The organism is Collinsella sp. LCP21S3_D3 (assembly GCF_052118305.1).
Classification (GTDB): domain Bacteria; phylum Actinomycetota; class Coriobacteriia; order Coriobacteriales; family Coriobacteriaceae; genus Collinsella.
This window is the reverse complement of sequence record NZ_JBQKHK010000012.1, coordinates 48,677-58,274: the sequence shown is the minus strand read 5'-3', so window position 1 is coordinate 58,274 and position 9,598 is coordinate 48,677. Positions and strand designations below refer to the sequence as shown.

The window sequence follows — 9,598 nt, the reverse complement described above, 5'->3', positions numbered from 1 at the left end:
CTCGAAGAGCCCGATCGCCGCCTTCCTGGCCTCGATGTCGTGCTTCACCCTCAAGTCGACACGCATAAAAAGCCTCCCATTTCTCATGTCCAAGAAATGGGAGGCAGTTCATCCGTTCTAGGGGGCTTCATCAGATATTTCGGCTTCGTACTCGAAGGCTCAGGCAATCTTTACGCAAACAGGCCGTAGATGCTGATATTGGCCTTGGCGTAGAGGCCGTTGGCGTACTCGGTCCACTTGGAGCTGGCGCTCGAAGCCTGCGAAGAGTACTGCTGGTAGGCGGTGTAATAGGCGGTCATGGCCTGCTTATAGGTAGCGCTATCGGCCGTAAAGGCATCGTCGGCAAAAGCCTTAGCGTAGGTGCTATCGGCGTCCTTCCAGGTACCCTTCTTGCTATCCCACTCGTCACCGGCAAGGTTGATGATGTAGTCGGCGTAGTCCTTGCTCGCGGTGTCCTCGTTGCCGTCAGAAGGCTCGGTCGGAGCGATCGGCATACTAGCGGAGCTATCGCCCACCTTCTTCTTGTAGAGCTTCTGCAGCGTTGCGGACTGGCGGACGATCTGCTTGGCCTGGTCCTTGGACACGCCATACTGCGTGGCCATGGTCTTGTAGTCCGAAGTGCCGATAGAATCCTCGGCGTACTTCTTCATCTCCTTAGAAGAGACGGTGATGCCCTCGTCCTCGGCGGCGTCGAGCAGGATCTTGTTGCGCACGTAGGACAGGATAACGTCGGCAGAGGGAGCGGTGTAGTTGCCATCGCTATCCTTGACGGTATCAAGGCTGTACTGGCTCTCGATGGCCTCGCGCGCGGTGATGTCGCTCTTCTTGCCGTTGTAGCTGTAGCTTGCCACGGTCGAATCGAGCTGGTCCTCGGTGAGGGTCGCCGAGCCGACGCCCTTACCGCCAAAACCACCGTTGCCGATAAAGAAGCCGACCACGGCAGCGATCACGATGGCGACCACAAAGGCGGCAATCATCGTCTTCTTGTGCTTGGATGCGCTGTCGTCCACGTCGGAGTCATCGTCCTCGTCCTGCTCCTCAGGCATGAGGTTCTCGTCGGCGGCATCCGCGGTAATCTGAGCCTCCAGGCGGGCGTCCTCCTCCTCGGCGGTCGTGCCGGCAGCAATGTGCTCGGCAGACGCACCTGCGACCAGATCGATCTTCTCGTCCTCGTCACCGTCGGGGCCTTCGCCGCGCTCGATGATCTGGATGCCGTCGATCTCGTCCTTTTCGTCCTTCTTTTGAATCAGACCCATATCAGTTACTCCTTGTTAAGAAACATAGTCCTCAATAGAATACGCCCGACAGAGCGCCGGGCGTATTCATTCTCAGGTTATCCGCAAACGTATAAGTACCGCTTAGGCGTTTGAAGCCGTATCCCCTTAGGCGAGATGCGCGATAACGGCATCGGCAAAGGCCTGCGTGCCCACGGCGCCCTCAATGGAGCCGGTCTGGGCACGACGCACGTCACCGGTAACCTGCTCGCCCTCGTCGAGCGTGGCAGATACGGCGGCGCGAATGCGATTGGCAGCGTCGTTCTCGCCCAGGTGATCGAGCATCATAGCCGCAGACAGAATCTCGGCCGTGGGGTTAGCGATATCCTGGCCAGCGATATCGGGCGCGGAGCCATGCGTGGCCTCAAAGATGGCGCAGTCGGCTCCGATATTGGAGCCGGGGGCCATGCCAAGGCCGCCCACAAGACCGGCGCACAAGTCGCTGACGATATCGCCATACAAATTGGGCAGGACCAGAACATCGAAGTCGTTGGGGTTCTGAACCAGACCCATGCAGGTGGCGTCGACGATCTTGTCGTTGAACTCGATATCGGGATAGTTGGCAGCCACCTCGCGAGCCACGCGCAGGAACAGGCCGTCAGTCGCCTTCATGATGTTGGCCTTATGCACGGCCGTCACCTTTTTGCGACCGCAGCGGCGAGCATACTCAAAGGCGTACTCCACAATACGGCGGCTCTTGGCGATGGAGATGGGCTTGATCGAGATGGCGGAATCCGCGGCGAAGGTTTTCTGACCCGAGCGCTCGACAAGCTGTGAAAGCTCCTCGACCTCGGCAGCGCCTTCGTCGAACTCAATACCAGCGTAGAGGTCCTCGGTGTTCTCGCGCACGATAACCAGGTCGACATCGCGGAAGCGCGAGCCATCGCCCGGTTGCGACAGGCAGGGGCGCACGCAGGCGTACAGATCGAAGTACTTACGCAGGGCAACGTTGACGCTGCGGAACCCCGTACCGACCGGCGTGGTGATGGGGCCCTTGATGGCAACTTTGGTCTGGGCGACGGCATCGAGCACATGCTGGGGCAGCGGCGTGCCAAACTCGTCCATGACGCCGGCACCGGCCTCCTGGACGTTCCAATTGATCTGGACACCGGCGGCCTCGACCACGCGGCGCATGGCCTGCGTAATCTCGGGACCGATCCCGTCACCGGGAATCAGGACTACATCGTGCGCCATAATCTGTTACTCCTCGTCTTCGGCGTCGTCAGATTTTTTAACGCTAGCACGCTTCTTCTTTTTGGAGAGATCCAGGCCAAAACGTTTAACAAGCATTTCGCAAATCTCGCTCGAACGGGCCTTGAGATAGCTGCCCTTGCCGTTCTCGGCATCGAACTTAAGGCGCAGCGCAAGCTTCTCGGCGATCTCGGCATCGATCTCGCCTTTGCCAAACTCGTACAGGCAGCCGAGCATATCGCGATACTCGAGGTCACCGTGGTAGCACTGGATGGCCTCGTCCAGGATGGGCCAAGCCTCGCGCGAACGCTCGACGCTCGTGGCACCCCACACGCACAGCAGGCGGAAGGCGGCATAGCGCAGCGTGGAGGAAATCTCGTCAAACAGTGCGGTCTCGGCGCCCTCAAAGGCATCACCCAGCTGGTCGGGGCAGGTGGTGGCGAGCGCCGCCAGGGCATCGAGGGCCTCCCAGCGAGTCTGAGCCTCGGGCCGGTCGAGCGCCTCGATCAGCGCGGGCACGCAGGGCACGACGCGCTGCGGGTCGCGCTCGGCAAGCAGGTGCAGCACACGGGCGGCAAACTGGCGGATACGGCGCGTGGGGCAGCCGAGCTCCTGGACCAAGCGGTCGACGGTGTTCTCGTTCTCCTCTGCCAGCTGAAGCTGTGCCAGCTCCTCGTCGGTGAGCTGTTCGTCTTTGTTTTCTGCCATAGTTACCTCTTCTTACTATTTCTTAGTGTGCCTGCCAGCACCCTTGCTGTCATCGGTGACCGAGATGAGCTGTCGGTCAGCCGCGCCATTGCGACGCGCGCGGCGGCGCTCCTCGGCGTCTCCTGCGTCGGCGGCGGCGCGATGAGCCTGGTTGACGTTAAAGACCTCATCGTGCTTGCGCCACGGACCAACGGACTCGCCAAAGCTCATCTTAAGGCCGGCGATAAAGCCGCCAAGCCAGCCGATCGGCGCAAACTGCACCAGCGGGAACAGCGAGAACACCCAGGTCAGCAGGACGACTGCCGCCGCTCCTGCAAAGTTGGCAATCCAGTAGTCGCGCTTGGTGACGACGCGCTTTTCGCACGCCCACTGGCCGCACAAAAAGCCAATGTAGATCGCAAAGAGAAAGAGTACTAGTGCAAGCACCACGAACGTCCAGCTCATGGGCGCTACTCCTCGTGATGGTGGCCGCAGCAGCACTCGTGGCCGTCGTCATGGCCGTGGCCGCCGCAGCACTCGTGGTCCTCGCCATGGTGATGGCCACAACCGCACTCGTGGTCGTCGCCATGCTCGCCGCAACCACAGCCTTCCTCGTGAGCACCATGCTCCTCGGGACGATACTGCGACCAGTCCAGACCGGCGGCAATGGCGTCGGCCTCCTCCTTATAGAGGACATTGATGGCCTGGGTACCCAGCTTGGCACCACCGATGGCGTCGAGCATGTCATAGAGCGTAAAGGCCACGTCGGCGCCGGGCAGCGCAAGCTCGCGGTCGTCGGCATAGGCGAGCGCCAAGCGCAGGTCCTTGATGAAGTGCTCCACCATAAAACCGGGCTTGTAGTCGCCGTCGAGCGCCTTGGGCGCCAAGCTCTCCATGGCACCGGACTTGCCGGTGCCGCCCAGGATCATCTGACGGGTCTTCTCCATATCAAGGCCGCTCAGCTCGGCAAACGCCAGCGCATCGGCCATGCCGACCATGCAGGCGCCCAGCGACACCTGGTTGGCGAGCTTGGCAGCCTGGCCCTTGCCGGCGCCATCGAAGCAGCAGATGGTTGCCGCAAAGGTGGAAAGGATATCGCGGACCGGGGCAATGTCGTTCTCGGTAGCGCCCACGATAGCCGTAAGCGTGCCGGCGATAGCACCCGACTCGCCGCCGGTGACGGGGCAGTCAAACGCCATGCGGCCGGAAACCTGGGCGGCCTCGGCAATGTCGCGCGCCAGCTCGGGCGAGCTCGTGGTGAGGTCGATCAGGACCGCACCGGGCTTAGTGCACGCGAGCAGACCGTCGCCCGCCAGGTAGAGCTCCTCGACCTCGGAGGGATAGCCCACCATGGTAAAGACGACATCGGCGTTCGCCGCGGCATCTGCCGGCGTATCGGCCCAGACGGCACCGCGCTCAACAAGCGCTGCAGCCTTGGACTTGGTGCGGTTGTTGACCGTGACGGGATAGCCAGCGTCCAGAATGTGGCCGGCGATAGGGGCACCCATGATTCCGGTGCCGATAAATGCGACAGAGAGCTTGTTTGCCATGAAACCTTTCCTTTTGGGTTGGGTGTTATTACCAGGTTGAATACTCGTTGCCAGCGTTTGGGCTGTGAGTCGAGGGCGATTACGGACGCAGCGCTTGTCTACTGGCCGCGCACGCGGCGGGCGATGCGGTCGGAAAGCGACGCCTTGTCGGTGCGGTTCTTGCCCCAAAACGCGCAGGCCACCATGCCGGGGCCCACGTGCGAGCCGATGGTGGGGCCCACGGAGCTGCGAATGATCGTGACGTCGGCGCAGCCCTCCTCCTTGCGGATGACGGCTTCGAGCCAGTCACCGTCCTTTTCGGCATCGGCCGTCATGATGGCGATGGGCATGGTGCGATCGGGCACGTAGTTCTCGCGGAACGACTTGAGGATGGACTTGAGCGCCTTCTTGCGGCCGCGGTTGACGCCGATCAGCGACAGCGAGCCGGCAAGGTCGTAGGAGAGCTCGGGCTTGACGTCGAGCTTTGCCGTGAGCTGCGCCGCCGCGGGCGGAATGCGGCCGCCGGCAGCCAGCGCATCGAAGCTCTCGAGCGTAAAGTAGCCGTGCACGTAGGTCTTGGCCTCGTTTGCCCAATCGACCAGCTGCTTGGCAGTCAGTCCCGCCGAACGCTGGCGCACGGCCTCAAGCGCCAGGAGCTCGCCGGTCGCGCAGGGCAGAGCGTTGTCGACCACGTAGAGCTCAAAGTTGGGATACTCGGCGCGCACGGCATCTGCCGCCTGGCACGCGGAGTTGTAGCTCGACGACAGCGCCGAGGTAAAGCACAGGTAAACCGTGGGCGTGCCCTCTTTGGCGCACTCGGTAAAGAACTCGATATAGCGACCGAGCGACACAGCCGAGGTGGACACGCGGGCACCGGCGCGCATGCGGTCGTAGAACTCCTTAGGGCTCATGCTCGACCAGATGTCGTCCGTGCGCTCCTCGCCATCGATAATGAAAGGGAAGCCCAAGATATCGACATCGAGGTTCGCGGCGACCTCGGGGTTAAAGTCGCAGCAGGTATCGACGACGATACGGCAACGGTCCGAATGACCGGCGGATGCGGCCTTGTCCATCAAAGCGACTCCTTACGTAAAAAAGGCGGCCACCCGCATGGGATGGCCGCCAACCGTTAACTCATGCAAGTTAACGTATTTTACTCGTCAAGTGTTTCGATGCGGGGCTTGATGATGCCATATCCACCATTCTTACGGTGATACACCACATTGATGAGGCCAGTCGTCGCGTTCTCGAACACGTAGAAGTCGTGGCCGAGCAGATCGGTCTGCACCAGCGCCTGCTCCTCAGTCATCGGGGTGACATCGATGACCTTCTCGCGGACGAGCAGGTCGTCGTCCTCCTCGGGCAGCAGCAGGTCGGCCAGATCCTCGACGCGCTCGACCGGTGCGACATCCGCGGCGCTGGCACCGCCCTGGCGGTTGTCCACAACCTTGGTCTTGAACTTGCGCAGCTGGCGGGTGACCTTATCGGCGGAGAGATCGATGGCGGCATACATATCTGCGCCGTGCTCGGCGACGCGAATCACAGAGCCGCGGGCACGAACCGTGACCTCGACGATTGCCGGGTTGGGGTTCGAGGGGTTCTTCTCATAACGAAGCACGACGTCGACTGTCATGGGCTCGATATCGAAAACCTTGAGCGCCTCGCCGATCTTCTCGTCCACATGCGCACGCAGAGCATCGGTTACCGTCGTCTTGCGTCCAGAAACCTTGATATCCATACGTGGCTCCAATCTGCCTCGGGGACTTACTGTACTGGCTATGTACCCATTGCCGTGCATTTAATCACCCGAATTCCCAAAGGCCCGAATAACGACTGCTTGATACCGCATACCGAAGTCTCGCACTTTTCCGCGGCAAAGTGCGCTATATGAGGGCGTCGGCGGAGTTGGTTTTTCTCCTGGAAATTGCCCTTGAGCTGCTGGTTTTATCAAAATTGAAAAGCCGGGCTCCCCTATTGGGGAGACCCGGCCATGCGTGTTGAAACCGTGAAGAAGCGCCTTGTTCAATGTATGGCAGGCGCCACCCCTACCAATAACTAGCTATTGAGCTTGTTGATGTCATCGTCGGTGATGGCGCCCTCCTGGCTAGACGAGGGGCTGTCGCCGTTGTTATCGGAGGTGTCGCCATCGGAGGACTCGGTCTCGTTGGACGTGGATTCGGATGCCTGCACATTGGCCCCCGAAACAGTCTTGGCGGTAAGGTCATAGGGCATTTGGCCGTACCAGACGCAGTGGACCGCCTCGAGCGTGCCGTCGACCGTGATGTCGTCGAGGGTATCGCTCACGGCACGGCACAGCTCATCGTTAGAGCTAAGGCCTGCGACGCCAAGCGTGGAGGGTGTCTCGAGCGTGCCGACACAGGAGATCTGGCTCATCAGGCGCGCGAGGTAACCACCGGCCGTGGAATCACAGACCACGTAATCGACCTCGCCCGACTCGAGTGCCTCGAAGCACTCGTTGATGTTGGAGAAGGTCTTTTGGTTGGCCGTGATGCTCTGCTTGGCGAGCGCTTCCTGCGAGGCCGAGAAGGTCTGAACGCCCAGGGTAGCGGTGTTAAGCATTTCGGTGGAAACGCTCAACGACTCGCCGTCACTGCTCTTGCCGAATACGGCGGGGGCGTCGTACAGACAGGTGCCAAGCGAGCTGATATCGCCGTCCGTAGAGCTGACGTCGCCAATGAAGATATCGGCCTTTTTATCGCTGAGCGCGGAATCGGCCGAGGACGCATCGACAAAGGCGACCTTGAGACCCATGCGGCATGCGAGGGCACGAGCGGCATCGACCGCATAGCCTGTGAGGTTTCCGTCGGCATCCTGCATGGCTTGCGGGGCATCGGAAGTATCGAGGGCGACCGTCAGGGTTCCCGGCGTGACCAGGGCATCGTCCGATACCGTGGGGGTAACGGTCTCGCGCTCGATCTGGTCGATCGTGGGCGTCGTGAACGTGGACAGTGGATTGAACGCGCATCCACTCAGGCCCAAAACGGCAATGACCGCCGCGGTCCCAGCACCCAACCGAGCTGCATGCATCAAGCTGCCCCTCACCATGTCCGCTACCCTACCTTCTGTGTCGTATACGATCCGTGCCCTGCACGGAATATCGGGTTGTTCCCACCAGCTGACCTGGTATTTGACCCCACACTTGCGCACCGGGGCGTTTGCTCGGGAGGCCGCAGCCACCTTCACGACTGGCCCGCTCGCCCGCGAGGCGGTATTGCCCCAAAGAAAGTAGAACGGACGGTGCGGCTTACATCTAGGACGCGCCATGATCGCGCCGCGCGCACGCGGTCGCTTACGTGGATCCCTTTGACCGCGTCTGTCTTGGACTTGGATGGGCGCATTGCCCGTCCGCAACCACAGCCTGGCGGGAACGTAGCGCATTATAGCTAAGTTCAAGCTAAAGTTTAAGGTTAGGTCGTCATTCGCACCGTGAGCACAGATTTTGCAGGTCGGAGCGGACCATTCGTGCCCCCATGAAGCCCGGAGCTCCCCTACGGGGAGCTCCGGGGTGCCCGCCTCGGGGTGCCGTGGCCAAAAAATGGCAAATATGAGTACTGTTACCAATTTTGTAACAGGCAATTTTGGCCTCTCGGACAGATTTTGCGCTTAGTGTCGCCAATCTGATGCTTAGTTATTCTACATTTGTTTATTATCTTCTTTCTTTACGCCGCCTCCGAGTCCTAAATTCTTTGATTTTGCTGTTACTGATTTAGTGACAGTACTCATATTTGCCATTTTTTGGCCAGGGCATATGATTAACCCCCTATTTTCGACGCGAATTATATCGGTTTAAGCCCAAAACACGCCCGCAGCGTGTTAAGCAACGCCTCTTGCTTCTTCCTGCGGGCATCGACACGATTCCGGTACCGCTTTCGCATACGCTGGTGGATGCGCCATGCGAGTGCCTCCATTGCCTCCATGTCGCAAAGCATTTCGTTGTTGACCGTCGCGACCTCGATTCCCATAGTAATCAAGCCCGTGTTGCGTTTTTCATCATGGATACGTCCCCTCCGGGAGGAATGGCCCAGCTCACCGTTGTATTCCAGGTCAAACCGGGCTGCTTCCTGATACGCATCGCAAACTGCATGCGGCATCCCCGAGATTGCCTGCGCGCGGTCATCGAACTCAATCTTGTAGTCGGTCTTAAAAGGACCGCAGGCAAATCCACCATAGGAAAACGGAAGTGAAAACATGGCAAGCATGATGCACTCCATGGGTGAGCGCAGGTTTTCCGACAGATAGGGACACAGCCGCCGCAGTTGTTTGGCCGCACTCCCCTTGCATGTCGCAAGGTAATCTGCCAGGCGATCGGGCGTCAGCACCGGCTCGACTTCAAAGTAGCCCACGTCTGCCGGTTGGTCCTTGTCCTTTGCAAGTCTATTCGCAACAGGCGAGGTATAAGGAGGTAGATACTTCCCGCGATCGCTTAGTGAAATCTTGGAACACAGTTCCTGGGCCAGGGCAAACGCCTGGGTACAGCCGACCTCGCGGGCGACGGCAACACAAAGGGCCTCGGGAGATAGGCTGTACACCCCCGGTTCCACCTCTAGAATCGAGCCGGCAGGCAACCTGGAGCACACGGACCAGCCCACGCCAGGCATGCGGCGGCGCTGCGCCGCAGATCCCACCAGCAAGCACAGATCTTCTTGCACTTCGCCGCTTTTGGCTCCAATTCGCACCAGGTCGGGAAGATAGACATCCTCGGTCGAAGGCGATGACGTACACAGCACGCGGCGCTCTTCATCGGGATTGAGGTCCTTCCAGCCGATGTAGCCCATCTGCCGGCGCTCGGCTCGAATCAAGCGCAACGCCGAGGCGCCCGCCAGAATCACGGAAGCCGCCAGCTGCTCTTTTGTCGGTTTATTGTGCTGCCTGATTGTTACCGCCACACGAATCACC

The 9,598-nt window shown here is 60.2% G+C and carries 9 protein-coding genes; all 9 read right to left on the bottom strand.

Translation table 11 applies throughout. The annotated features are described in order from the left end of the window. Nucleotides 1-170: 170 nt before the first annotated feature. Nucleotides 171-1,256 (bottom strand): hypothetical protein, encoded by a 1,086-nt coding sequence (locus tag ACTQ1S_RS06835; RefSeq protein ID WP_441547357.1) that lies wholly within the window; start codon nt 1,254-1,256, stop codon nt 171-173. A gap of 126 nt (nt 1,257-1,382) precedes the next feature. Then, nucleotides 1,383-2,468, bottom strand: a complete 1,086-nt coding sequence (locus ACTQ1S_RS06830) for an isocitrate/isopropylmalate dehydrogenase family protein (RefSeq protein WP_427728602.1) — start codon at nt 2,466-2,468, stop codon at nt 1,383-1,385. 6 nt (nt 2,469-2,474) lie between these two features. Beyond that, the gene (locus tag ACTQ1S_RS06825) at nt 2,475-3,173 is read right to left on the bottom strand and encodes a hypothetical protein (RefSeq protein WP_427718960.1); all 699 of its coding nucleotides are present in this window, start codon (nt 3,171-3,173) and stop codon (nt 2,475-2,477) included. A 15-nt stretch (nt 3,174-3,188) separates the two neighbouring features. Beyond that, a complete protein-coding gene (locus ACTQ1S_RS06820) occupies nt 3,189-3,617 on the bottom strand; it encodes a hypothetical protein (protein ID WP_427728604.1) in 429 nt (142 codons plus the stop codon). 5 nt (nt 3,618-3,622) lie between these two features. Beyond that, nucleotides 3,623-4,702 carry an NAD(P)-binding domain-containing protein gene (locus ACTQ1S_RS06815; RefSeq protein ID WP_427718955.1) on the bottom strand — a complete coding sequence of 360 codons (1,080 nt, stop codon included), beginning with the start codon at nt 4,700-4,702 and terminating at the stop codon, nt 3,623-3,625. A 98-nt stretch (nt 4,703-4,800) separates the two neighbouring features. Then, nucleotides 4,801-5,754 carry a DegV family protein gene (locus tag ACTQ1S_RS06810; protein WP_441547356.1) on the bottom strand — a complete coding sequence of 318 codons (954 nt, stop codon included), beginning with the start codon at nt 5,752-5,754 and terminating at the stop codon, nt 4,801-4,803. Between the two features lie 80 nt (nt 5,755-5,834). Next, nucleotides 5,835-6,419, bottom strand: coding sequence for a ribosome hibernation-promoting factor, HPF/YfiA family (gene hpf, locus ACTQ1S_RS06805; protein ID WP_055285508.1), 585 nt, complete (start codon nt 6,417-6,419; stop codon nt 5,835-5,837). 317 nt (nt 6,420-6,736) lie between these two features. Then, the gene (locus ACTQ1S_RS06800) at nt 6,737-7,729 is read right to left on the bottom strand and encodes a substrate-binding periplasmic protein (RefSeq protein ID WP_441547358.1); all 993 of its coding nucleotides are present in this window, start codon (nt 7,727-7,729) and stop codon (nt 6,737-6,739) included. Nucleotides 7,730-8,478: 749 nt separating this feature from the next. Then, nucleotides 8,479-9,588 carry a hypothetical protein gene (locus ACTQ1S_RS06795; RefSeq protein WP_441036926.1) on the bottom strand — a complete coding sequence of 370 codons (1,110 nt, stop codon included), beginning with the start codon at nt 9,586-9,588 and terminating at the stop codon, nt 8,479-8,481. Between the last annotated feature and the right edge of the window lie 10 nt (nt 9,589-9,598).